At 62.3% G+C, this 21,831-nt stretch carries 25 protein-coding genes; 10 read left to right on the top strand and 15 right to left on the bottom strand.

Annotated elements, in window-relative coordinates; genetic code table 11:
• The first annotated feature begins 102 nt into the window (after positions 1–102).
• Both ACGKZZ_RS05495 and ACGKZZ_RS05490 read left to right on the top strand, forming a co-directional pair.
• The gene (locus tag ACGKZZ_RS05495; protein ID WP_411222475.1) at positions 103–1,731 is read left to right on the top strand and encodes an AMP-binding protein; all 1,629 of its coding nucleotides are present in this window, start codon (positions 103–105) and stop codon (positions 1,729–1,731) included.
• A 71-nt stretch (positions 1,732–1,802) separates the two neighbouring features.
• Positions 1,803–2,828 carry a hypothetical protein gene (locus ACGKZZ_RS05490; RefSeq protein ID WP_411222474.1) on the top strand — a complete coding sequence of 342 codons (1,026 nt, stop codon included), beginning with the start codon at positions 1,803–1,805 and terminating at the stop codon, positions 2,826–2,828.
• On the opposite strand, the gene ACGKZZ_RS05485 is transcribed toward ACGKZZ_RS05490, so the two are convergent.
• From ACGKZZ_RS05485 to ACGKZZ_RS05460, 6 genes are read right to left on the bottom strand one after another with little or no spacing between them, the layout of a single operon-like run.
• Entirely contained in the window at positions 2,829–3,443 is a 615-nt protein-coding gene (locus ACGKZZ_RS05485; RefSeq protein WP_411222473.1) for a hypothetical protein, read from the bottom strand. It lies immediately after the preceding gene.
• A gap of 58 nt (positions 3,444–3,501) precedes the next feature.
• Entirely contained in the window at positions 3,502–4,134 is a 633-nt protein-coding gene (gene upp / locus ACGKZZ_RS05480) for a uracil phosphoribosyltransferase (RefSeq protein WP_411222472.1), read from the bottom strand.
• The gene (locus tag ACGKZZ_RS05475; RefSeq protein ID WP_411222471.1) at positions 4,131–5,138 is read right to left on the bottom strand and encodes an adenosine deaminase; all 1,008 of its coding nucleotides are present in this window, start codon (positions 5,136–5,138) and stop codon (positions 4,131–4,133) included. Before ACGKZZ_RS05475 ends, upp begins: the two co-directional genes overlap by 4 nt.
• Positions 5,135–6,343 carry a phosphopentomutase gene (locus tag ACGKZZ_RS05470; protein WP_411222470.1) on the bottom strand — a complete coding sequence of 403 codons (1,209 nt, stop codon included), beginning with the start codon at positions 6,341–6,343 and terminating at the stop codon, positions 5,135–5,137. Before ACGKZZ_RS05470 ends, ACGKZZ_RS05475 begins: the two co-directional genes overlap by 4 nt.
• Positions 6,340–7,629 carry a thymidine phosphorylase gene (locus tag ACGKZZ_RS05465; RefSeq protein ID WP_411222469.1) on the bottom strand — a complete coding sequence of 430 codons (1,290 nt, stop codon included), beginning with the start codon at positions 7,627–7,629 and terminating at the stop codon, positions 6,340–6,342. The genes ACGKZZ_RS05470 and ACGKZZ_RS05465 overlap by 4 nt, the downstream gene beginning before the upstream one ends.
• The gene (locus ACGKZZ_RS05460; RefSeq protein WP_411222468.1) at positions 7,629–8,021 is read right to left on the bottom strand and encodes a cytidine deaminase; all 393 of its coding nucleotides are present in this window, start codon (positions 8,019–8,021) and stop codon (positions 7,629–7,631) included. The genes ACGKZZ_RS05465 and ACGKZZ_RS05460 overlap by 1 nt, the downstream gene beginning before the upstream one ends.
• 115 nt (positions 8,022–8,136) lie before the next feature.
• Here ACGKZZ_RS05460 and ACGKZZ_RS05455 point away from each other — a divergent pair, with 115 nt between their 5' ends.
• Positions 8,137–8,328, top strand: coding sequence for a DUF3072 domain-containing protein (locus ACGKZZ_RS05455; RefSeq protein ID WP_411222467.1), 192 nt, complete (start codon positions 8,137–8,139; stop codon positions 8,326–8,328).
• 87 nt (positions 8,329–8,415) lie between these two features.
• Positions 8,416–10,695: an NADP-dependent malic enzyme gene (locus ACGKZZ_RS05450; RefSeq protein ID WP_411222466.1), complete on the top strand. Its 2,280-nt coding sequence runs from the start codon at positions 8,416–8,418 to the stop codon at positions 10,693–10,695.
• On the opposite strand, the gene ACGKZZ_RS05445 is transcribed toward ACGKZZ_RS05450, so the two are convergent.
• Genes ACGKZZ_RS05445 through ACGKZZ_RS05435 form a run of 3 tightly spaced genes read right to left on the bottom strand, consistent with a single transcriptional unit; the run spans position 10,692 to position 13,292 of the window.
• A complete protein-coding gene (locus ACGKZZ_RS05445) occupies positions 10,692–12,218 on the bottom strand; it encodes a cryptochrome/photolyase family protein (RefSeq protein ID WP_411222464.1) in 1,527 nt (508 codons plus the stop codon). The two genes, ACGKZZ_RS05450 and ACGKZZ_RS05445, sit on opposite strands and share 4 nt — an antisense overlap.
• A complete protein-coding gene (locus ACGKZZ_RS05440; protein ID WP_411222463.1) occupies positions 12,212–12,877 on the bottom strand; it encodes an SDR family NAD(P)-dependent oxidoreductase in 666 nt (221 codons plus the stop codon). The genes ACGKZZ_RS05445 and ACGKZZ_RS05440 overlap by 7 nt, the downstream gene beginning before the upstream one ends.
• Positions 12,878–12,917: 40 nt before the next feature.
• Positions 12,918–13,292, bottom strand: a complete 375-nt coding sequence (locus ACGKZZ_RS05435) for a hypothetical protein (protein WP_411222462.1) — start codon at positions 13,290–13,292, stop codon at positions 12,918–12,920.
• A gap of 63 nt (positions 13,293–13,355) precedes the next feature.
• Between ACGKZZ_RS05435 and ACGKZZ_RS05430 the strand changes: the two genes are divergently transcribed.
• Positions 13,356–14,120: an alpha/beta fold hydrolase gene (locus tag ACGKZZ_RS05430; RefSeq protein WP_411222728.1), complete on the top strand. Its 765-nt coding sequence runs from the start codon at positions 13,356–13,358 to the stop codon at positions 14,118–14,120.
• On the opposite strand, the gene ACGKZZ_RS05425 is transcribed toward ACGKZZ_RS05430, so the two are convergent.
• Positions 14,114–14,461 carry a hypothetical protein gene (locus tag ACGKZZ_RS05425; RefSeq protein ID WP_411222461.1) on the bottom strand — a complete coding sequence of 116 codons (348 nt, stop codon included), beginning with the start codon at positions 14,459–14,461 and terminating at the stop codon, positions 14,114–14,116. The genes ACGKZZ_RS05430 and ACGKZZ_RS05425 overlap by 7 nt on opposite strands.
• Before the next feature lie 172 nt (positions 14,462–14,633).
• Here ACGKZZ_RS05425 and lepA point away from each other — a divergent pair, with 172 nt between their 5' ends.
• The 4 genes from lepA (at position 14,634) to ACGKZZ_RS05405 (ending at position 17,967) form a co-directional block, all read left to right on the top strand.
• A complete protein-coding gene (gene lepA / locus ACGKZZ_RS05420) occupies positions 14,634–16,436 on the top strand; it encodes a translation elongation factor 4 (RefSeq protein ID WP_411222460.1) in 1,803 nt (600 codons plus the stop codon).
• A gap of 118 nt (positions 16,437–16,554) precedes the next feature.
• Positions 16,555–17,223, top strand: a complete 669-nt coding sequence (locus tag ACGKZZ_RS05415) for a hypothetical protein (RefSeq protein ID WP_411222459.1) — start codon at positions 16,555–16,557, stop codon at positions 17,221–17,223.
• Positions 17,224–17,362: 139 nt separating this feature from the next.
• Positions 17,363–17,686 carry a TraR/DksA family transcriptional regulator gene (locus ACGKZZ_RS05410; protein WP_411222458.1) on the top strand — a complete coding sequence of 108 codons (324 nt, stop codon included), beginning with the start codon at positions 17,363–17,365 and terminating at the stop codon, positions 17,684–17,686.
• Between the two features lie 98 nt (positions 17,687–17,784).
• Positions 17,785–17,967 carry a CTP synthetase gene (locus ACGKZZ_RS05405; RefSeq protein WP_411222457.1) on the top strand — a complete coding sequence of 61 codons (183 nt, stop codon included), beginning with the start codon at positions 17,785–17,787 and terminating at the stop codon, positions 17,965–17,967.
• A gap of 77 nt (positions 17,968–18,044) precedes the next feature.
• Here ACGKZZ_RS05405 and ACGKZZ_RS05400 read toward each other — a convergent pair whose 3' ends face one another.
• Complete coding sequence (locus ACGKZZ_RS05400) at positions 18,045–18,527, bottom strand: hypothetical protein (RefSeq protein ID WP_411222456.1); 483 nt, start codon at positions 18,525–18,527, stop codon at positions 18,045–18,047.
• A gap of 123 nt (positions 18,528–18,650) precedes the next feature.
• On the opposite strand from ACGKZZ_RS05400, the gene ACGKZZ_RS05395 reads away from it, so the two are divergent.
• On the top strand, positions 18,651–19,358 hold the full coding sequence (locus ACGKZZ_RS05395) for an NAD-dependent deacylase (RefSeq protein WP_411222455.1): 708 nt from the start codon (positions 18,651–18,653) through the stop codon (positions 19,356–19,358).
• A 33-nt stretch (positions 19,359–19,391) separates the two neighbouring features.
• Here the strand turns inward: ACGKZZ_RS05395 and ACGKZZ_RS05390 are convergent, their stop codons facing one another.
• The 4 genes from ACGKZZ_RS05390 to meaB all read right to left on the bottom strand — a co-directional run bounded on the left by ACGKZZ_RS05390 (position 19,392) and on the right by meaB (position 21,825).
• Positions 19,392–19,871, bottom strand: a complete 480-nt coding sequence (locus tag ACGKZZ_RS05390) for a copper chaperone PCu(A)C (protein ID WP_411222454.1) — start codon at positions 19,869–19,871, stop codon at positions 19,392–19,394.
• A 42-nt stretch (positions 19,872–19,913) separates the two neighbouring features.
• Entirely contained in the window at positions 19,914–20,264 is a 351-nt protein-coding gene (locus tag ACGKZZ_RS05385) for a hypothetical protein (protein ID WP_411222453.1), read from the bottom strand.
• Positions 20,265–20,369: 105 nt separating this feature from the next.
• Positions 20,370–20,660, bottom strand: a complete 291-nt coding sequence (gene rpmB, locus ACGKZZ_RS05380; RefSeq protein WP_411222452.1) for a 50S ribosomal protein L28 — start codon at positions 20,658–20,660, stop codon at positions 20,370–20,372.
• Between the two features lie 175 nt (positions 20,661–20,835).
• A complete protein-coding gene (gene meaB, locus ACGKZZ_RS05375) occupies positions 20,836–21,825 on the bottom strand; it encodes a methylmalonyl Co-A mutase-associated GTPase MeaB (protein WP_411222451.1) in 990 nt (329 codons plus the stop codon).
• Positions 21,826–21,831: the final 6 nt, after the last annotated feature.

Here is a 21,831-nt window from a genome sequence, read left to right as displayed (position 1 = left end):
CCAGACCTGCCAGCGCCGACGCACCAAGGCAAGGAATTGCTTTTGCAAACACCATATGCTGCGCTATGCCCGAAGGGAATTTCACACCGGGGGACGTTGCTGATGGGTTGGATGCGGGATGAGACAGGGCTCGAAAAATGCGCGGCCAATTTTGTACCGCTGACCCCGCTGTCGCATTTGCAGCGCGCGGCAGAGGTGTTTCCCGAGACGATCGCGGTTGTGCATGGTCCGCATCGCAAAACCTATCGTGATTACCATGATCGGGTGACGCGGCTGGCGTCGGTACTTGCAGCAATGGGGATCGCGCCCGGAGATGTTGTGGCGACGATGCTGCCGAACATTCCCGCGCAATGCGAGGCTCATTTCGGCGTTCCGGCTTGCGGCGCGGTGCTCAACACGATCAACACCCGGCTGGATGTGGATACGATCGCCTATATCCTCGACCACGGAGAGGCCAAGCTGGTGCTGTGTGATCCGCAATTCCTGCCCGCATTGGCCGAAGCGCTGGAACTGATGGAGGGGCCGGCCCCGCAGGTGATCGAAGTGGCCGACCCGCACGAAGGTGTTCCGGCAACTGGGGCCTATCCCGAATACGAAGACGTTCTTGCCAAGGCGGACCCCGATTTCGCATGGGTCATGCCGCAGGACGAGTGGGAAAGTCTCGCTCTGAATTATACCTCCGGCACGACGGGGCGGCCCAAGGGCGTGGTCTATCACCATCGCGGCACCTATCTGATGACGATGGGAACGGTGGTGAGCTGGCAACTGACGCTGCGGCCGACCTATTTGACGATTGTGCCGCTGTTTCATTGCAATGGTTGGAACCATGTCTGGATGATGCCGCTGCTGGGCGGCACGGTGGTGTGCTGCCGCGATATTTCGGCCCGCGCGATCTATGACGCGATTGCCGACGAGGGCGTGACCCATTTCGGCGCGGCGCCGATTGTGCTGAATGCAATCGTCAATTCCGATCCGTCCGACCGGCGCGCGTTTAAGCATAAGGTGCAGGTCTTCACCGCCGGCGCGCCGCCTGCCCCGGCAACGCTTGCCAAGATCGGCGACCTTGGCTTTGACGTGATGCAGGTCTACGGCCTGACCGAAACCTATGGCCATATCACCGAATGCCTCTGGCAGGGCGCGCAATGGGACCACCTCGACCAAGACGCGCAATCCGCGATCAAGGCGCGCCAAGGTGTCGGCATGCCGATGATGGAGCGGATCGACGTCGTGGACGATAGCGGCATTTCGGTGCCGCGCGATGGCAAGACGCAGGGCGAGATTGTCATTCGCGGCAATGCGGTGATGAAAGGCTACCTGAAAAACCCCAAGGCAACGCGGGACGCGTTTGCTGGCGGGCATTTCCGGTCTGGCGATATCGCGGTCATGCACGCGGATGGGTATGTGCAAATCTCCGATCGCGCGAAAGACATCATCATTTCGGGCGGCGAGAATATCAGCTCGGTCGAGGTGGAGGGCGTGCTGATGGCCCATGACGCCGTGCTGTTGTGCGCCGTGGTGGCCAAGCCCGACGAGACATGGGGCGAGGTGCCGTGCGCCTTTGTCGAATTGAAGGACAATCACACAATCGCAGAGGCCGATTTGATCGCCTTTGCGCGCTCCAGATTGGCGGGTTTCAAAACGCCCAAACAGGTGGTGTTTGAGGACCTTCCCAAAACCTCGACCGGCAAGATCCAGAAATTCGAACTTCGCGCCCGCGCGAGAGCGTTATGAGCGCAGTTGCATTGCGTGACTGACCCGGCAGGTGTACGCTTCACGACAATGAATGAGGCAGAGCAGCCCGCATGACCGCGCTCAAGGAATTTCAACGGCTCGAAGCCGCAGGTGTCTGGCGTGCGAGCCCCGCGGATCAGCGCAAGGACGTGATCGTGTCGCTGGGTGACGCGTCTGTCACGATCTTTGATCTGCGTGAAAATGTGCTGGCGCATTGGTCCATTGCCGCTGTCGCGCGTGCCAACAAGGGCCAGCGCCCGGCGATCTATCATCCCGACGGAGACCCGAGCGAAACGCTGGAACTGGGCGAAGACAGCCCCGAAATGATCGAGGCGATCGAACGGCTGCGCGCGGCAATCGACAAGAGCCGTCCGCAACCCGGCAAACTGCGCGTCTGGATCACCGGCCTGATCGCGGCGAGCGTGTTGGCGGGCATCGTTTTCTGGCTGCCCGATGCGCTGTTGCGCCATACGGTGCAGGTGGTTCCCGCGGTCAAACGCGACGAGATCGGCGATGCGCTTCTGGCACAGATCACTCGGGTTTCCGGCAAGGCCTGCACCGGCCGCGATGCCTACGAGCCGCTACGCCGCATGGCGTCGCGCGTGCTCGGGCCGGGGCAACGTGGCGCGCTGGTGGTGTTGCCGGGGGGCGTCAAGACCACTGCGCATCTGCCGGGGGGGCGTATCCTGCTGAACCGGGCGCTCGTGGAGGACCCTGAAGAACCGGACGTGACGGCCGGATATATCCTGGCCGAACGTCTGCGCGCACTGAGCGGCGATCCGTTGGAGGACATGCTTGTTCAAACCGGGCTGTGGTCAAGCCTGCGGCTGTTGACGACCGGAGAGCTGAACGAAGCCGATCTCGAGCGTTACAGCGAATATCTGTTGGCACAAGAGCCCGTCCGGTTGTCGGACGACATCCTGATCGCCGCATTCAAGACCGCCGAGCTGCGGACGAAACCCTACGCCTACGCGCTTGATATCACCGGAGAACGCACCCTGCCCCTGATCGAAGGCGATCCGATGAACGGGGTGGACGCGCGGCCTGTGCTCAGCGACGCGGACTGGTTGCGCCTTCAGGGGATTTGCGGCGAATGATCAGTGACCCAACCCTTTGCCACGCCCCACGATCCTGGGTGTCTTGATCGCCTGCCCGCCACTGATCGAGCGGCGCGGCACGGTGTTGCTCCAGACCTGCTGGGTCGAGGCATAGCCCTTACGGGTCATATGCGCCCGATGCGGGTTCAGCCGGTCATCCTCCCAGGCCGGTTTGTACCCTTTGGGCACTGGCGGCAGGGTGTCGCCTTGCGACTGATAGACGTGTTTGGGAACGATCCGCTGCTCGACCACGCGTTTGGTGCCGCCGAACTTCGCGCCCTGGACGCGGCGGTCCGGCACGCCCGGCACGATGCGCTGCGGCGTGATGACGACCGGCGCGGGCTGCGCCTGCGCGGTGCGTGACGCAAGTGTCGGCTGCTGGCCGCAAATCAACTTGCGGTCGCGCGACACCCGCGGCACCCAGTTCACCGCGTCGTCCACCCCGGCGCGCACATACACACAGCCGCGGCTGTCGACATACTGACGACCCTCGAAGCCCGATGGCGGAAATTCGGCGGGCGGCCCGACCGCGCGCAGGTTTTGCGCACCCGCCTCGGATGTGCTGAACACAGCCAAGGCCAACACGGCCAAGGCGGTCAGTTTGAATGCCGTCATATGTCTGTCCCCACAGATGTGGGCCAAGACTGCCTGCCAGCCCTTTGTATGTAAAGCGCTATTTGGTGCCGAACATCCGGTCGCCCGCATCGCCGAGGCCGGGAACGATATAGCCGCGCTCATCAAGGCTGTCGTCGAGGGAGGCGGTGATGATGGGAACGTCGGGGTGGGCCTCTTTCATGCGGGCCACGCCTTCGGGGGCCGCCAGAAGGCACAGGAAGATGATGTTGTTTGCGCCCGCCTGCTTCATCAGGTCAACGGCCGCGACTGAGCTGTTGCCGGTGGCCAGCATCGGATCGACCACGATGGTCACGCGCTCTTCAAGCTGGGTGGGCACTTTGAAATAATATTGCACCGGCTTGAGTGTCGCCTCATCGCGGTAAAGCCCCACGAACCCGACCCGCGCCGCCGGGATCAGTTCGAGGATTCCATCGAGCAACCCGTTGCCCGCGCGCAGGATCGAGATCAGCGCCAGCTTTTTGCCGTCGATCACCGGAGCGTCCATCTCGCACATCGGCGTTTCGATCCGCTTGGTGGTCAACGGCAGGCCGCGCGTGACTTCGTAAGCCAGCAGGTGACTGATTTCGCGTAGCAATTGGCGGAAGGATTTGGTCGACGTGTCCTTTTCGCGCATCAGGCTCAGCTTGTGCTGCACCAGCGGATGGTCAACGATGGTCAGGTGATCGGTCATGTGCGCTCCAATTGTTCGAGAACCCGCTTGCGGGTGCCGTCGTCGCAAAACGCCGCGTTGGCAGCGGTTTCGTTTATTTCTTTGAAAACAGACGCATCCCAGCCAAAGGTGCGCGCGAGGTTGAAATACTCATCGCGCATCGTGGTGTGAAAGAACGGCGGATCGTCGGTGGAGACGGTCACCTTGACGCCGCTTTGTCGCAGCTTTTCAATCGGATGCGCGCCAAGGTTCGGGTAGACGTTCAAGGCGACGTTGGAACCGGGGCAAACTTCAAGGGTAATGCCCTTTTCGACGAGCAGGTCCACCAGTGCCGGGTCGTCGATGGCCTGAACGCCGTGTCCCACACGTTCGACGCCAAGATCCTGCACCGCGTCGCGCACCGATTTTGCGCCGCCCCATTCTCCTGCGTGGGTCGTCAGGTGCAGCCCGGCTTCGCGCGCCATGTCGAAACTGTAGGCGAAATCCTTCTGCTCGCCCTTGTTTTCGTCGCCACCCATGCCGAAGCCGACGATCCAGTCACCAGCGGTTTCCACCGCGCAGCGCGCCGAGGCCTTGGCAATCTCCGGTCCGAAATGGCGGATGCAGGTGACGATGCCACGCAGGATGATGCCGTGATCGCGTTCCGCCGCGTCTGCGGCTTCCTGAATGGCATGCAGGTATTCGCGCCACGCCCCCACATCGCCGCCGCCGCAGAAATCGGGGGAGATGAAGGATTCCAGATAGATCACGTCGTTGGCCGCGCATTCCTCCAGCAGCGCTGTGGTCAGACGCGCGTAATCGTCGGGCGTTCGCAGCACTTGCGTCGCCGCCTCATAGACGCTCAGAAAATGTACGAAATCGCGAAACGCGTAACTTCCGTCAGGCGCGAACACGCCGTCGAGGTTGACCGACTTTTCCTGCGCCAGCCCGCGAATGAAGGCAGGCGGGGCTGCGCCTTCGTGGTGCAGGTGCAATTCAACCTTGGGAAGGCGTGTGATATTGTGCAACTCGTCTTCGTTCATCATAAGATATTCCGTCCCTGCCCTTGCCCCTTGACGCCGAGATGCGTCGCGATTGTCGCGGCCACATCCACGAATCCGATATGTCCGATTTCGCCGGTGCCCGCACCGGCGATCAGAACCGGCACCCGCTCGCGGGTGTGGTCCGATCCGATCCAGGTCGGGTCGTTGCCATGATCGGCGGTGATGAGCAACAGGTCCGTGTCGCGCAATTGCGCCAGCAGCTTGCCAAGCTCGCCATCAAACCATTCAAGCGCCCGCGCATAGCCCGACACATCGCGGCGGTGGCCGTATTTGCTGTCGAACTCGACGAAATTGGCGAAGACCAGTGCTCCGTCGGGGGCGGTCTCGATCTGTTGCGCGAGATCGCGCATCAGTTTGTCATCCGGGCCCTTGTGAACCTCGTCGATGCCCGACATCGAAAAGATGTCTCCAATTTTGCCAATCGCGATAACGGCTTGGCCCGCGTCCTGCACCCAGTTTGTCAACACCGGCGCAGGCGGTTCAATGGCAAAGTCGCGCCGGTTCGCCGTGCGTTCGAAATCGCCCGGCGCGCCGACAAAGGGGCGTGCGATCACCCGCCCGATGCGGCGTTCATGCATCATCGGGGCAAGGTCTTTGCAAAGCGTCAGCAGACGGTCGAGGCCGAAGGTCTCTTCATGTGCCGCGATTTGCAACACGCTGTCGGCGGAGGTGTAGCAGATCGGTTCGCCGGTGCGCATGTGCTCTTCGCCGAACGTCTCGATCACCTTCACGCCGTTGCTGTGACAATTGCCAAGGATGCCGTCGGTGCCCGCCAATTCGCAGATGCGAGCGGTGATGTCGGGCGGGAAGGACGGCTGCGTGTCGGGCAGATAGGTCCATTCCCACGGCACGGGCAGGCCCGCCAGTTCCCAATGGCCCGAGGGCGTGTCCTTGCCGCGCGACACTTCGGTCGCGGCGGCCCAGCGCCCGGTTGGCACGGCGTCCAGCCCCGGCGCAACCTCGCCGCAGGCCAGCGTCAGCGCACGGCCAAGCCCCAGCGCATCGAGATGCGGCAGGGTCAGCGGGCCGCTCCGCCCCTCCTCCGCCTCGCCGCGCGCGCAGGCCTGGGCGATGTGCAACACGGTGCTCGCGCCGGTATCAGGTGTGGTGTCGTTGAAGAATTCGCCCGCGTCCGGCGCTCCTCCGATACCGACGGAATCCATGACGACAAGAAATGCACGGCTCATGTGATGTGCTCCTGAACCAAAGAGGGATGGGAAGTGGCCGCCCCGATCGAAATTGCCGACACCACGGCGTTTACAGCGTCGTCGGCCCGGCTTTCGCGCGAGGCGTGGACGCGGGCCAGCGGCTGACCCTTGGTGACCGTGTCGCCAAGCGAGACCACATCGCTGAGACCGACAGCCGGATTGACGCGGTCGGTTTCCACCTGCCGCCCCCCGCCGAGCGCCACCACCGCGAGGCCCAGCGCCTCGCCGTCGATACTGGCGATTGTTCCGGACGCCGGGGCGGGCACTTCGCGGATGACCGGCGCTTCGGGCAGGAAACGCGCCCAGTCTTCGACAAACCGCACAGGTCCGCCCATCATCGCCACCATTCTGGCGAAGGTTTCCGCGGCAGCACCCGATGCAAGTGCCTGACGCAGCTTGTCTGTTCCATTGTCGATGCCAGCGCTTTGCAACACCGCGCCGCCAAGCTCGATCGCCAGATCCGCCAGTCGCCCGGATGAGGTGCCGGTCAGAACCCGCATCACCTCGATGACCTCAAGCGCGTTGCCGAGGCTTGGCGCCAGGGGTTGCGACATGTCGGTGATGAGCGCCGAGGTCGGGCAGCCGGTCGCGTTGGCGGTATCCACCAAGGCGCGGGCCAGCGCGCGGGCATCGTCACGCGATTTCATGAATGCACCCGAGCCGCATTTCACGTCGAGCACCAGCCCGTCCAGCCCGGCGGCCAGCTTTTTCGACAGGATCGACGCGGTGATCAGATCGAGGCTGTCCACCGTCGCCGTCACATCGCGGATCGCGTATAGCCGTTTGTCGGCTGGCGCGATATCGGCGCTGGCGCTGACGATGGCGCAACCGACATCGCTGACAACCTGACGGAACTGGTCTTCGCTGAGATCCGTGCGATACCCTGGAATCGACTCGAGCTTGTCGAGCGTACCACCCGTGTGACCCAGACCGCGCCCCGAGATCATCGGCACATAGACGCCACAGGCCGCAAGCGCCGGGGCCAGAACAAGGCTGACACAATCTCCCACGCCGCCGGTTGAGTGCTTGTCGAGCACCGGCGCGTCCAGATCCCAGCGCAAGACTTTGCCGCTGTCGCGCATGGCCGTGGTGAGTGCGGCGCGGCCCGCGTCGCCCAGACCGTTGATGCACACCCCCATCGCGAAGGCTCCGGCCTGCGCGTCGCTGACGCCACCATCCGCCAATCCGCGCGCGAACCACGCGAGCGCATCCGCCTCCACCGTGTCACCCCGGCGCAGGCTGGCAATCACACTGCGCGCATCCATCAGCGGCGCTCCATGTGGCCCGCACCGAACGCGCCGGGCAAGAGGGTGCCCACGGTTGTCTGGCGTTCCGACCCGCTCGTCGTGGCAAGTGTAACCGGCACATCGCGACCGGCAAATTCGGCCAGCTTCTGACGGCACCCACCGCAGGGCGGCACCGGATCGGGGCTGTCTGCGATGACGTAAGCCTCGGCGATCTCGCGCTCTCCGGCGGCGACCATCGCGGCGATAGCACCGGCTTCGGCGCAGGTGCCTTCGGGATAGGCGACGTTCTCGACGTTGCAGCCGACGAACACCTTGCCCGACGCCGTGCGCAAGGCCGCGCCGACCTTGAAGTTGGAATAGGGCGCATGTGCGTTGTCCCTGACCGCCCGCGCTGCCGCTTTCAAATCCATAACTGGCCTCTCGTGATCTGGCCCGCAAGATTGCGAGTCCGCGCGCCCGATTGCAAGGGCTGGCTGGAACCCCGGCGAGACGCTTGCGTTAAACAACCAGAAAAGGAGACTTGCAATGCCCCTGCAAAACAGCGTCGCCCTTGATCCGGATCTGGGATTGGGCCCCGACCCCGAAGAGAAAATGACCGAGGAACAAGCGGTTAAGCTGCGCGACTTGACATCGCGCGCCGACGAGCCATTCGATGGGAGCCTGACGCGACGACAGGCAGAACGCCGCATTGCCCATCTTGAGGAATATCTCGGCTGAGCGCCTTGCGTCACTGTCGTCCAAGCGGGACTCTTCCCCTCTGTCACAATGTGGTTTACCTCTGAACCAAACCTTTGGGGGGATACCATGTCGGACACTACCAACGAGACGTTGCGGCAAGCGGCGCTGTTTTACCACGAGCATCCGAAACCCGGAAAACTTGAGATTCGCGCCACCAAGCCGCTGGCGAATGGCCGCGATCTGGCGCGCGCCTACAGCCCCGGAGTGGCTGAGGCCTGCCTTGAGATTCAGGCCGACGACAGCAATGCGGCGCGCTATACCGCCAAGGGCAACCTTGTGGCCGTCGTCACCAATGGCACCGCCGTTCTGGGCCTTGGCAATATCGGCGCGCTGGCCTCCAAGCCGGTGATGGAGGGCAAGGCCGTCCTGTTCAAGAAATTCGCGGGAATCGACTGTTTTGACATCGAGGTGAACCAGAGCGACCCCGAAAAGCTGGCCGAGATCGTCTGTGCGCTGGAGCCGACATTCGGCGCGATCAACCTTGAGGACATCAAGGCTCCCGATTGTTTCATCGTCGAGAAGATCTGCCGCGAGCGGATGAACATTCCGGTGTTCCACGACGACCAGCACGGCACCGCAATCGTGGTGGGTGCTGCGGCGACCAATGCGTTGCATGTGGCGGGGAAGAAGTTCGAGGATATCAAGATCGTCTCGACAGGCGGCGGTGCGGCGGGCATTGCGTGCCTCAATATGCTGGTCAAGCTGGGCGTGCGGCGCTCCAACATCTGGCTCTGCGATATTCACGGGCTCGTCTACGAGGGCCGGGCCGAAGATATGAACCCGCAAAAGGCGGCATTTGCACAGGCCAGCGATCTGCGCACGCTTGACGATGTGATCGAGGGCGCGGACCTGTTCCTTGGGCTGAGCGGCCCGAAGGTTCTGAAGCCCGAGATGGTCGCCCGGATGGCCAAGCGCCCGATCATCTTTGCGCTGGCCAATCCCAATCCCGAGATCCTTCCCGACGAAGTCGCCAAGGTCGCACCCGATGCGATCATGGCCACGGGGCGCAGCGATTTCCCCAATCAGGTCAACAATGTCCTGTGCTTTCCCTTCATCTTTCGCGGAGCGCTCGATGTCGGGGCGACCGAGATCAACGACGAGATGAAGATCGCCTGCGTCGAAGGCATCGCGAAACTCGCGCGCGCGACGACCAGCGCGGAGGCTGCCGCCGCCTATCGCGGTGAACAGCTGACCTTCGGGGCAGAATACCTGATCCCAAAACCTTTCGATCCGCGCCTGTCGGGTGTGGTATCCACCGCCGTTGCGAAAGCCGCGATGGAATCAGGCGTTGCCCTGCGCCCGCTTGAGGATCTGAAGGCCTATCGCGACAAGCTCGATGCCAGCGTCTACAAATCGGCGCTGCTCATGCGCCCGGTATTCGAGGCTGCGGCCACCGCCGCGCGGCGGATCGTGTTTGCCGAGGGCGAGGACGAACGCGTGCTGCGCGCCGCGCAAGCGATCCTGGAGGAAACCACCGAGACACCGATCCTCATCGGCCGTCCCGATGTCATTGCCACGCGCTGCGAACGCCTTGGCCTCGAGATCCGCCCGGAGCGTGATTTCACCATCGTGAACCCCGAGAACGATCCGCGCTATCGCGATTACTGGGAAACCTATCACGGCATCATGGCGCGGCGCGGCGTGACACCCGATCTGGCGCGCGCGATCATGCGCACCAACAACACCGCCATCGGCGCCGTGATGGTGCATCGCAACGAAGCCGACAGCCTGATCTGCGGCACGTTCGGGGAATATCGCTGGCATTTGAACTATATCAATCAGGTGCTCGGCTCGGAAAGTTTCAGCCCGCACGGCGCGCTGAGCCTGATCATCCTCGAAGACGGGCCGATCTTCGTGGCCGACACCCACGTCCGCTCCTTGCCGACGCCGGAAGAGTTGGCGCAATCGGCCATCGGCGCGGCGCGCCACGTGCGCCGCTTTGGACTTGCGCCCAACATCGCGTTCTGTTCGCAATCGCAATTCGGCAATCAGGCCGAGGGATCGGGCAAGCGCCTGCGCGAAGCGATGGCGATCCTCGATCAGGCACCGCGCGATTTCTGCTATGAGGGCGAAATGAACGTGGACGCCGCTTTTGATCCCGAACTGCGCGAGCGTCTGTTTCCGGGCAATCGAATGCAAGGCAGTGCAAATGTGCTGATCTTCGGCCATGCCGATGCGGCATCCGCGTCGCGCAACATCCTGAAATCCAAGGCCGGGGGTCTTGAGGTCGGGCCGATCCTGATGGGCATGGGCAATCGCGCGCATGTCGTGACACCGGGTATCACACCGCGGGGATTGCTGAACATGGCCGCCATCGCGGGCACGCCGGTCGCGAAATACGGCTAGACCCGTTCGCGGCCCAGCTTGTCGAGAAAGGCATCGGCATCGGCGAGGATCGCAGCTTTGCGATCGTCGTCCATGCGGGACCAGTTGGCATAAATCCGGTTCATCCGGTTGTTGTCGCGGAAGCGGTCCGCGTGGCGATCCAGAAATTTCCAGTAAAGCACGTTGAACGGGCAGGCATCCTCGCCGGTCTTGTCCTGCACCTTGTAGCGGCAGGATTTGCAGTAATCCGACATCCGGTTGATGTAGGCACCCGAGGATACATAGGGTTTTGACGCGATGATGCCGCCGTCGGCGAACTGGCTCATGCCCACGGTGTTGGGTGCTTCGACCCATTCGAAGGCGTCGATATAGACGCGCAAGTACCATTCATGCACTTCATGCGGGTTCACACCGGCCAGAAGCGCGAAATTGCCCGTCACCATCAAGCGCTGGATATGATGGGCATAGGCTTCCTCGGCGGTCTGCGTGATTGCCTTGGACAGGCAATTCATATCCGTATCGCCGCTCCAGTAGAAATCGGGCAAGCCGCGCTGATGGTTGAGCGCGTTGCGGCGTGGATAATCGGGGCCTTCGCGGAAATAGATGCCGCGCACATATTCGCGCCAACCGAGGATTTGGCGGATGAAGCCTTCGACCGCGTTCAGTGGCGCGTGGCCCTCGTAATACGCCGCCTCCGCAGCGCGGCACACTTCCATCGGGTCCAGCAATCCGACATTGAGATACGGCGACACCAGCGCGTGATAGAGGAAGCGATTGTCGTTCAGCATCGCGTCCTGATAATCGCCGAACCGTGGCAGGGCGTAGGTGATGAAATGCGTCAGCGCACGGCGGGCTTGCGTCTGGTCGGTGCCGAACGAGAAGGGCCGCAGCGTGCCGAAGGAATTGCCGAACCGCGCCTCGACGAGATCGAGCACGTCGTTGACGGTGTCATCGGGCGTGAATTGCATCGGCCCGCTGAACGCGATGTCGTCTGGCGCGGGTTTGCGGTTTTCGGCGTCGTAGTTCCACTGACCCCCCTCCGGCTCATCGCCGTCCATCAAAAGCCCCGTCTTGCGGCGCATCTCGCGGTAGAAATACTCCATCCGCAGCGTCTTGCGGCCATCGGCCCAGGAGTCAAATTCGGCCTGCGTGCTGATGAACCGCGTATCCGGTAGCATTGTTAGCTTCAGCGGCATGTCCTCAAGCGCCTGGATCAGCCGCCATTCGCCGGGTTGCGTGGCAATCACCTCCGACGTGCCGGTCTCGTCCGCGCGGCGCAGCAATTCACCGGGAATGGAGCCGGCATTGTCGGACTCGTCCAATCGGGTATAGCGAACGTCCCAGCCATCATCGCGCAGACGCGCCGCGAATTTGCGCATCGCGGCAAAGATGAAGGCGATCTTCTTGGGATGATGCTGCACATAGGTGGCCTCGTCGGACACCTCCCCCATGACGATCACGTCGCTCTCTTTATCTGCCTTCTGCAAGGCCGAGAGGCTGTCGGACACCTGATCGCCGAGCACGAGAACAAGACGCTTTACCACGGAATCGTCTTGCCTTGCCAATCAAAGAACTGGCCGGTCTGCTGAACGCTCAACCCGTCCAGCACGCGCAGCAGGTTGTCGGCGGCTTCGTGAGGTGGGACAGTGGGGTGAGAGTCGGCGTATTTCGCGGTAAAGGCCGTTTCGACCGTTCCGGGGTGAAGCGTCACGCAGATCAGCTCTTTATGAGTGCGCCCCAATTCGATCGCCGCGCCGTGTACCATCTGGTTCAACGCCGCCTTGGATGTGCGATAGCTGTACCAGCCACCCAGACGGTTGTCGCCGATCGAGCCGACCCGTGCCGAGAGCGCTGCAAAGACAGACCGCCCACGTCGCGGCAAGAGACGAACCGCGTGCTTCAGTACCAGCGACGGGCCGACGGTGTTCAGCAGGAACTGGTCCATCATGGCCTGCGCGGTAACGGTTTTGATCGTCTTTTCAGGCTCTGCGCCGTTGATTTCCAAGGCCCCCGTCGCCACGAAAATCAGATCGAATGGGCCGTCCAGTGTGCTCAGAGCCTGCTTCACACTGGTCTCGTCGGTGACGTCGAGGCCATCCTTGCGGCGTGACAGGCCGGTGACGTTCACGCCACGCTCGCGCAGGGCTGTGGTCACTGCATGACCGATGCCGCCGCTTGATCCGATAACAAGTGCTGTCTCCATTTTTCGCCAGATAGCGTGTAGAGGACGCCCGTCAACGACGTCAGACGAACCCGCGCCAGCGCAACACGATGATGAGCAGCGTCATGACCACCAACACGTTGAAGGCGACACTGCCCAGAATCGACAACGCCACGCCCTTGCGCCGGTCCTTGACGTCGATCGCCTGCAAAAACGCGGTTGCCCGGGCACATGCGCTGTAGGTGTCTTTCGGATCGAGCCGGGCGGCCAGCTTTGGGTTCTGCGCCATCTCCTCGGCCGCTGCCACGGACGCGATGTCGTTGCGCACGCTGACCGGCAACCGCCGCCCCGCCTTTGCCAATCGTCGCGCCAATGATCCACGCCGCAGACCAAGGCGGCTTGCCATCAGGTCACGAAGGCCATCGACCTGCGCTTGAACTGTCTCGGTGCGATCCATTTGACCGTCGTAAGACACGACACAGGCTTGCTCAAGACCGCGCGCGCGCAGTATGCAGGCGATATGCTCAATACTCTGTCAATTCCTTCCGACGGCCCTGCCGCCCCGCTCCTTATCGTCCACGGCCTTTACGGGTCGGGTCGCAACTGGGGTGTGATCGGCAAGAGGCTTTCGGATCGCGGCCCCGTTGCCGCGGTCGATCTGCGCAATCATGGGGACAGTTTCTGGTCCGACAGCCACAGCTACGAAGACATGGCCGACGATCTGGCCAAGGTGATCGAGGCCCACGACGCGCCGATGGATGTTGTCGGTCATTCGATGGGCGGCAAGGCGGCGATGACCTTGGCGATCACGCGTCCCGATCTGGTGCACCGCCTGATCGTGGCCGACATCGCGCCGGTGACCTATACCCATTCGCAACTGCAATTCATCGAGGCGATGCGCGCGGTCGACCTGACGCGTATCGAGAAACGCTCGGACGCGTCGGCGCAATTGGCCGCGCACGTCGAGGATCCGACGCTACAGGCGTTCTTCACCCAATCGCTCGATCTGCGCAACAAGCGCTGGAAGCTCAACCTTGATACGCTCGCGGCGCAAATGGAGAACGTGCTGGGGTTCCCGGACCTGTCTGACACGTTCGAGGCGCCGACGCTGTTCCTGTCCGGAGGGCAGTCGGACTATGTCACGCCGGATCACCGGCCCAAGATCCGGGAATTGTTTCCCAAGGCGCGCTTTGTCAAAATTCCGAACGCCGGTCATTGGCTGCACGCCGAAAAGCCGCGCGAATTCGAAGCCTCGGTGCGCGCCTTTCTCGATCAGGCTCAATAGCCGCGACAATATTGCTCGGAGCGTGACGAGAAGACCTTGTAGCGTTCCCAAAAAGCGTCATCGGATGTGGTTTTCGACATCCAGACATCATGTGCGCGCTGCGGATCCTTGAAGAACTTGGCCGCCTTGCGCTGGTCGCCGCCGCTGAGCGACTGGTTCGCGACCGACTGGATGCATCCGCACAAGCGCGGATTGCGCGCCTTGCGATCGGACGCGTTGCACGCCCGGCTGATCGGCCCGCTGGCCAGTCGCGTCACCGCCGCGCTATCGATCCGGTCAACCCGACCGCCCCCGCATCCCGCGACGATTGTCACGGTCAGAATTGCTGCCACTACTCTCATGCCGCCTGCTCGCTTTTTTGGCCCGCTCGAGGTCTGATGCCTCGTGTGCGCGGGTCTGTGCCTGTTCCAAGACTGCCTCAAACGCACGCGGTTTTCAAATCACCTTTTGTCAAACCGCGCACAACGCCCGCGCCATCTTGACCAGACCCTGAAACCACATCATATCCGGGCCATGACAGAGCTCTCGCACATCCGCAATTTCTCCATCGTTGCCCATATCGACCACGGGAAATCCACCCTGGCCGACCGGCTGATCCAATCCACCAACACCGTCACCGAACGGGAGATGAAGGAACAGCTTCTCGATTCGATGGATATCGAACGCGAGCGCGGCATCACGATCAAGGCCAACACCGTCCGGATCGAATACAAGGCCGATAACGGAGAGGTCTATATCCTCAACCTGATCGACACGCCCGGACATGTGGACTTTGCCTACGAGGTGTCCCGCTCGATGCGCGCCGTCGAAGGCTCTTTGCTGGTGGTGGATGCGACGCAGGGTGTCGAGGCGCAGACCCTGGCCAACGTCTACACCGCGATCGACGCCGATCACGAGATCGTGCCGGTGCTCAACAAGATCGACCTGCCCGCCTCGGAACCCGAGCGGGTCAAGGAACAGATCGAGGACGTGATCGGCATCGACGCGTCAGAGGCGGTCGAGATTTCCGCAAAGACCGGACTTGGCATTCCGGCGGTTCTGGAAGCCATCGTCAACCGCCTGCCGCCGCCGCATGGCGGAGATCGGGACGCGCCGCTCAAGGCGATGCTGGTGGACAGCAAGTACGACCCCTATCTGGGCGTTGTGGTGATTGTGCGCGTCATCGACGGGGTGCTGAAAAAAGGCCAGCGCATCAAGATGATGAAGACCGGCGGCACCTATGACATCGACCGGATCGGCGTCTATCGCCCCGCGATGCAGGAGGTCAAGGAGCTTGGCCCCGGCGAGATTGGCTATATCACTGCGCAGATCAAGCAGGTCCGCGACACCCGCGTCGGTGACACGATCACGACCGAGAAGAAAGGCTGCGAGACACCCCTGCCCGGCTTCAAACCGTCGATCCCTGTGGTGTTCTGCGGGCTGTTTCCGGTGGACGCCAATGATTTCGAGGACATGCGCGACGCCATCGAGAAGCTGGCGCTCAATGATGCCTCCTTCACATCCGAGATGGAAACCTCCGCCGCGCTCGGCTTTGGGTTTCGCTGCGGCTTCCTTGGCCTGCTGCACCTTGAAGTGGTGCGCGACCGGTTGGAGCGGGAATATGACATTGACCTGATCACGACCGCACCATCGGTGATTTATCATGTCTACACGCGCGACGGCGAGATGCAGGAACTGCACAACCCCGCCGACATGCCCGACCCGTCCACCATCGACCACCTGGAAGAGCCGCGCATCAAGGCGACGATCCTGGTGCCGGATGAATATCTGGGCGACGTTCTGAAACTCTGTCAGGACCGGCGCGGCATCCAGATGGACCTGACCTATGCCGGCAGCCGCGCGATGGTGGTCTATGATCTGCCATTGAACGAGGTCGTGTTCGATTTCTATGACCGGCTGAAATCGGTGACCAAGGGCTATGCGAGCTTTGATTACCAGATGATCGGCTATCGCGAAGACAACCTCGTGAAGATGCAAATTCTGGTGAACGACGAACCGGTCGATGCGCTCTCCACCATGGTCCACCGCGACCGCGCCGAAATGCGCGGACGCGCCATGTGCGAGAAACTGAAAGACCTGATCCCGCGCCACATGTTCAAGATCCCGATCCAGGCCGCCATCGGCGGCAAGGTCATCGCCCGCGAAACGCTGGCCGCGCTGCGCAAGGACGTGACGGCCAAATGCTACGGCGGCGATGCGACCCGGAAGAAGAAGCTTCTGGAAAAGCAGAAGGCCGGCAAGAAGAAGATGCGCCAGTTCGGCAAGGTGGATATTCCGCAGGAAGCGTTTATCTCGGCGTTGAAGATGGATGGCTGACGCCAAGCAGTTGCTGCGCGGCGATTTGCTGGCCACCGTATCGTGATCGTCTCTCCGCTGCCCGGACGTGCGCCCTTCGGCTAGTGTGGCGCAAAAATCCCGAGCAGGAGCCAGACACATGCGCCCGATTCTTACCTTCGCCTTTATCGTCGCAGCCCAAGCCGCCCATGCGGACGTCTGCGATTTCCGACCGAGCATCCTTGCGGGCAAGGCCGGGCAAGCCGCCAAGAGCACCGCCGGAACCGTCGCGGGGGTTGCCGGCGAGGGTGTGCGCGCGGTGGGTGCCTATACGCTGGAGAACCCGGTTTCGGGTGCCAGCATGATCAGCACCGGCGTCAGCAGCGCGACGGCGGCCGGATCGAGCATTGCCGCGGGCGCGGGTGGCGCGCTCACGACGGCCACGGCCATTGTCACCGCCCCTGTCACCATCGCGGTTGCGGGGCTGACTGCGGTGGCACTCGGGGGCTATGAGGGCGCGTGTTACCTGCGTGCCGAGCGGATCACCGATTACGACGAAATCCTTTATATCGTCACCAACCTGTCGGCCAATTCCGATCCGACGATGTTCGCGCTGATACCGCAAGGGGCGGATTATGTGACGCTGAAGGGCAAGAGCGCCATCGCGAGCGCCGACAAGGTTCGGATCGCAGCGCCGGGGGTCGGGCCATATATATTCGACGTCAAGAACCTCTACATCAGCGACGGGGTGCTCATGCACCGCGATGCCGGGCGAAATACGGTGATCGGCAATGTCGGGTTGCAGGTCGTCGAGGTGCAGGAAGAATAGACCTGCGACCGGCCCGTCATAGCTGATTGAAATTTGACGCGCGAAATCATACACTTGGGCGTGTGAGTTCTGTTTGACAGAAATCAATGCGCCGCGGCCAATTGGGCCTCAAGATCGGCTTTAATAACGGAGATGAACGATGGATATGACCGCACAGAAGGCTCGCCTTATCAAGCGGCGCGCAGAAATCACCGGACAGTTGGCCGAGATCGAGGATCAACTGGATGATCCGATGCCGAAAGACTGGGAGGATCGCGCGTCCGAGCGACAGGGCGACGAGGTTTTGCAAGCCCTTGGAAACTCCGATCTGGAAGAGTTGCGCGGCATCGACGCCGCATTGGACCGGATCGACAACGGCTCATACGGCGTGTGCGCCACATGCGGTGAGACCATTTCCGACGAGCGGCTTGAGGCGGTGCCAACCACCGCGCTGTGCCGCACTTGCGCCGGTGCCGGAAAGTAACGCAAACACGCATTTCGCGCGAACCATTTGATCCCGGTCAAGGCAGGTATATTGTCGGAATGGAATATTGCGGTCAGTATTTCATCAAGGAGGCCCCGATGCTTCGTCTAGCTTCAATTCTATATGCCTTGATCGGCACCTCGCTCGCCGGTATCGCGATGATTGCCGTGCTGACGGCCGGGTACGACACGCTGATCCCGATTGTCGTGTCTGCGGCGCTCGGAGCTTTGGTGGCGATCCCGGTGAGCTGGTACGTGGCGCGGGAAATCCTGAAAACCTGAGCGATTCTCGCAGAACGCTTATGGCCAAAGGCCCGCCGCAATAACGGCGACGGGCCCCGGTTTCAGGTTCCTCAGGTTCAGCGCAGATGTTCTTCGACGTTTTTGGCGAACGCGTCGATCATCGCGACATAGAACGCATCGCTCTGGATGGTGAGCGCGCCGACTTCGGTGCCTTCGGGGATGAAGACCATCGCGTCTTCGGCGGCGACCGTCAGCTTGTAGTCGTCGTCATTCAGAATGCCCGACCGGGTGATGTTGATCGTGCCTTCCAAGGTCGATCCCTCGATTCCAAGGCTGTTTTCCAGCGCGTTGGCCAATGACACCGCGTCGATGTCGATGTTCACTTCAGCACCGTTTTCGTCGATCAGATCCGCAATGCGCGCGGCGATGGCCGCTTCAAGATCGTCGGGCAGGCGTTTCCAGACGCTGGCGGCCTCGGTCGTCTCGATTGCGGTCAGATCCATGTCGACGTCGATTTCACTGACCGGTGTCGGGTCGGCAAGAGCCGGCAGGGCGGCGGTTTGCGCGGCAACAAGTGCGGCGAGAAACAGGTTTTTCATGATGCATCCTTTCGTGATGTTGTCATTCAAGCTGGTTGTGAAACCACATCGCTGGTGCTTTGTTCCGCAAGGGTGCAGCAGGCTGGCGGGAATGCGCCGAACGCGCGAAAAAGGAGCCGACGCATGAAGGGAACCGAGCACATCGTCGTTTTGACCGGCGCGGGGATTTCAGCCGATAGCGGATTGTCCACCTTCCGCGACGCAGACGGATTGTGGGCGCAGCACAGGCTCGAAGATGTGGCGACGCCGCAAGCGTTTGCCCGCGATCCAGACCTCGTCCACCGGTTTTACAATACTCGGCGCGTGCAGGCGGCAGAAGCCAAGCCGAACGCGGCGCATGCGGCGTTGGCACGTCTGCAAGCCGAATGGCGCGGCCAGGTGATGCTGGTCACGCAGAATGTCGACGGCCTGCACGAAGCGGCGGGTGCCGATGTGATCCACATGCACGGCGCCCTGGCGCGTGCGCTGTGCGCTGCCTGCGATCATCGTTGGGACGCGCAACCCGAGATGTCGCTCAAGGATGCCTGCCCGTCCTGCGGCACACGGGCGGTGCGTCCCGATGTCGTGTGGTTCGGAGAAATGCCCTACCACATGGAGCAAATCGTGCAGGCGGTTCAAACCCGCGATCTGTTCGCCGCCATCGGCACGTCGGGTCAGGTTTACCCGGCGGCGGGTTTTGTTGAGGAAGCGCGGTTGATCGGTGCTGCGACGGTCGAGTTGAACCTGAACGACAGCGATATGTCACACGCGTTTGACGAACATATCACCGGACCCGCAAGCGCAACCGTTCCCGACTGGGTGGACCGCCTGCTGGCGGATGCGCGTGGCTGAGGGGCGGACTCTAAGGCCCGCCCGGTCGGACTCCTAGTTGTCAGACGCCTTGTTCATGTCGCCATGCTCCATCATTTCCTGGTCCTGGCGCTCCAGATCGACAGGAACCTCGATCACCATGTCGCCGGCGTTTTCAAAGGTCAGGGTGATGGAGATGACGTCGCCTTGCTCGAACGGGTCGGTCAGCCCCATGAGCATGACGTGCTTGCCGCCGCGCTGCATCGCGATTTCGCCATCCGCAGGCAGCTCGAACCCCTCTTCGACGTGAATCATACGCATCACGCCGTTGTCGTCTTCAAGATGGGTGTGCAATTCGGTCTTGGCGGCGGCATCGCTGCTGACGCCGATCAGGCGGTCGGCCTCTCCGGTGTTCTGGATCACAAGGAACGCAGCGCCGGATTTGGCGACGGGCGAGGAGGCGCGGGCATAGGAATCGTGGACGTTGATCTCCGCAAATGCGGGGGCGGCGAAAAGCAGCGCTGTGGCTGCGGCAAAGATGGATGTCTTGAACATGTCGTGTCACTTTCGATCTGAGGTGTGATTGATGCGTAAACGTCAGATCGTGGCGGGCGGACCCCGTGCCTGAGACCGCGGCGCAGCTTGCTCGGCAGACACCACAGGGCTGTCGTTTAGCCACAAGGCGCACCATGTGTCGATGCGCAGCGCTGCGGGGGTGGGCGGCGGAGGCTCGGCAAAGAACGCCATCGCGTAATCCGGGCAGATCATCACGCCGCCCGTTGGCGCGCCGTTTTCATCGACCAGAATATGAACGGGACCGGTGCCGGTGCAAATCTCCATCGTGGCGACAGCCGGAGCCTGACCACGCGCGGCAGCAAGCTCGACACTGGTCAATGCGATCACAAGGACCAGAAAGACACTCGATATGGTGTGTACGACGCGACGCATGAAGGCGGTGTATCCCGACAGTCCAGCGCGGCAACGCGACAAATAGAAACAGCCCCGTCCGGACTGCCGGACGGGGCTGATCAAATCGCTTTCGGAAGAAAAGACTTAAGCTTCGGCGGTTTGCGCCTTGGCGATCTCTTTCTTGACCTTCAGCGCATTGGCCGAAAGTTCAACGTCTTTGGCCTTGGCCAGAAACTTGTCCAGACCACCGCGGTGATCGACACTGCGCAGCGCGTGCGCGGAGATACGCATCTTGATGCCACGGCCCAGTGTTTCGGATTGCAGCGTTACGTCGTTCAGGTTCGGCAGGAACCGGCGACGTGTCTTGTTGTTGGCGTGGCTGACATTGTTGCCAGTCATCGGGCCTTTACCGGTCAATTCGCATACACGCGACATGGGTTCGTCCTCGTCTTGTCAAAAGTGGCCGATCGGCCGTCCACCAATATGAAAAGGCGCCGACTGGCAGCGCCCGGAATCTCGTTGGCTGTCCTTAGAGGCATGCGGCGCCGGCGTCAAGTGGTCGGGGTGCGGTGGACGGGGAGTTTATGACAAAATCCCGCGCGCCGGTGCGTCAGCTTCCCGGCAACCGTCCCTCAAGCTGCGCCAGTACCTCTTGTGCCGCCTGCCCCGGCGTCTGAAGACCATCCTCGACCTGTAGACCGAGCGCGCGGACGATGCCCTTCATCGGCTCGCGCTCCAGACGGGCAAGCAGCGACTGGCGCACCTCGGCCTCGAACCAGAAGCGGGCTTGCGCGGCACGTCGGGCGGCAAAGTGGCCGTTGTCGCGTCGCCAGTCGGCAAGGGTCTGCATCTCCTCCCACGCGGTTTGCAGGCCGGTGTTCTCCATCGCCGAGACGGTCATCGCCTTGGGGAAACCCGGCGGATCCTGCGGCCGTTTGCGCAACAGGCGCAGTGCTCCGGAATAATCGGCGCGGGTGCGGGTCGCGGCGGCCTTGAGATCGCCGTCGGCCTTGTTCACAAGGATGATGTCGGCCATCTCCATAATGCCGCGCTTGACGCCCTGCAATTCGTCACCGCCTGCCGGCGCAAGCAGAAGCAGGAACAGATCGGACATCTCGGCAACCACGGTTTCGGACTGCCCCACCCCGACGGTTTCGATCAGCACGACGTCAAAGCCCGCCGCTTCGCAAAGCGCAATGGCCTCGCGGGTGCGGCGCGCGACGCCGCCGAGATGCGATTGCGCAGGCGAGGGACGGATGAAGGCCTTGGGATCACGGGCCAGATGTTCCATCCGCGTCTTGTCGCCCAGAATCGACCCACCGGAGCGGGCGGAACTGGGATCGACCGCCAGAACGGCAACCTTGAGCCCCTGCCCCGTCAACATGCAGCCAAACGCCTCGATAAAGGTTGACTTGCCCACACCGGGCGTGCCCGAAAGGCCAATCCGCAATGCCTCGCGATCATGGCCACGCAAGGTTTCCAGAAGCGCGGTCGCGTCGCGGCGGTGATCGGCATGGCTGCTTTCCACCAGCGTGATGGCACGCGCCAGAGCGCGGCGTTCGCCTGCAAGTATGCGGCGGGCCAGATCGTCGATATCCATGCGCGG

The sequence above is a fragment of the Marivita sp. S2033 genome (assembly GCF_046592965.1).
Classification (GTDB): Bacteria; Pseudomonadota; Alphaproteobacteria; order Rhodobacterales; family Rhodobacteraceae; genus Marivita.
This window is presented reverse-complemented; position numbering and strand designations above follow the sequence as displayed.

Coding starts and splice junctions, on each gene's coding strand:
- ACGKZZ_RS05495 (WP_411222475.1), top strand. CDS start 103: ATGGGTTGGATGCGGGATGAGACAGGGCTCGAAAAATGCGCGGCCAAT.
- ACGKZZ_RS05490 (WP_411222474.1), top strand. CDS start 1,803: ATGACCGCGCTCAAGGAATTTCAACGGCTCGAAGCCGCAGGTGTCTGG.
- ACGKZZ_RS05485 (WP_411222473.1), bottom strand. CDS start 3,443: ATGACGGCATTCAAACTGACCGCCTTGGCCGTGTTGGCCTTGGCTGTG.
- upp (WP_411222472.1), bottom strand. CDS start 4,134: ATGACCGATCACCTGACCATCGTTGACCATCCGCTGGTGCAGCACAAG.
- ACGKZZ_RS05475 (WP_411222471.1), bottom strand. CDS start 5,138: ATGATGAACGAAGACGAGTTGCACAATATCACACGCCTTCCCAAGGTT.
- ACGKZZ_RS05470 (WP_411222470.1), bottom strand. CDS start 6,343: ATGAGCCGTGCATTTCTTGTCGTCATGGATTCCGTCGGTATCGGAGGA.
- ACGKZZ_RS05465 (WP_411222469.1), bottom strand. CDS start 7,629: ATGGATGCGCGCAGTGTGATTGCCAGCCTGCGCCGGGGTGACACGGTG.
- ACGKZZ_RS05460 (WP_411222468.1), bottom strand. CDS start 8,021: ATGGATTTGAAAGCGGCAGCGCGGGCGGTCAGGGACAACGCACATGCG.
- ACGKZZ_RS05455 (WP_411222467.1), top strand. CDS start 8,137: ATGCCCCTGCAAAACAGCGTCGCCCTTGATCCGGATCTGGGATTGGGC.
- ACGKZZ_RS05450 (WP_411222466.1), top strand. CDS start 8,416: ATGTCGGACACTACCAACGAGACGTTGCGGCAAGCGGCGCTGTTTTAC.
- ACGKZZ_RS05440 (WP_411222463.1), bottom strand. CDS start 12,877: ATGGAGACAGCACTTGTTATCGGATCAAGCGGCGGCATCGGTCATGCA.
- ACGKZZ_RS05435 (WP_411222462.1), bottom strand. CDS start 13,292: ATGGATCGCACCGAGACAGTTCAAGCGCAGGTCGATGGCCTTCGTGAC.
- ACGKZZ_RS05430 (WP_411222728.1), top strand. CDS start 13,356: ATGCTCAATACTCTGTCAATTCCTTCCGACGGCCCTGCCGCCCCGCTC.
- ACGKZZ_RS05425 (WP_411222461.1), bottom strand. CDS start 14,461: ATGAGAGTAGTGGCAGCAATTCTGACCGTGACAATCGTCGCGGGATGC.
- lepA (WP_411222460.1), top strand. CDS start 14,634: ATGACAGAGCTCTCGCACATCCGCAATTTCTCCATCGTTGCCCATATC.
- ACGKZZ_RS05415 (WP_411222459.1), top strand. CDS start 16,555: ATGCGCCCGATTCTTACCTTCGCCTTTATCGTCGCAGCCCAAGCCGCC.
- ACGKZZ_RS05410 (WP_411222458.1), top strand. CDS start 17,363: ATGGATATGACCGCACAGAAGGCTCGCCTTATCAAGCGGCGCGCAGAA.
- ACGKZZ_RS05405 (WP_411222457.1), top strand. CDS start 17,785: ATGCTTCGTCTAGCTTCAATTCTATATGCCTTGATCGGCACCTCGCTC.
- ACGKZZ_RS05400 (WP_411222456.1), bottom strand. CDS start 18,527: ATGAAAAACCTGTTTCTCGCCGCACTTGTTGCCGCGCAAACCGCCGCC.
- ACGKZZ_RS05395 (WP_411222455.1), top strand. CDS start 18,651: ATGAAGGGAACCGAGCACATCGTCGTTTTGACCGGCGCGGGGATTTCA.
- ACGKZZ_RS05390 (WP_411222454.1), bottom strand. CDS start 19,871: ATGTTCAAGACATCCATCTTTGCCGCAGCCACAGCGCTGCTTTTCGCC.
- ACGKZZ_RS05385 (WP_411222453.1), bottom strand. CDS start 20,264: ATGCGTCGCGTCGTACACACCATATCGAGTGTCTTTCTGGTCCTTGTG.
- rpmB (WP_411222452.1), bottom strand. CDS start 20,660: ATGTCGCGTGTATGCGAATTGACCGGTAAAGGCCCGATGACTGGCAAC.
- meaB (WP_411222451.1), bottom strand. CDS start 21,825: ATGGATATCGACGATCTGGCCCGCCGCATACTTGCAGGCGAACGCCGC.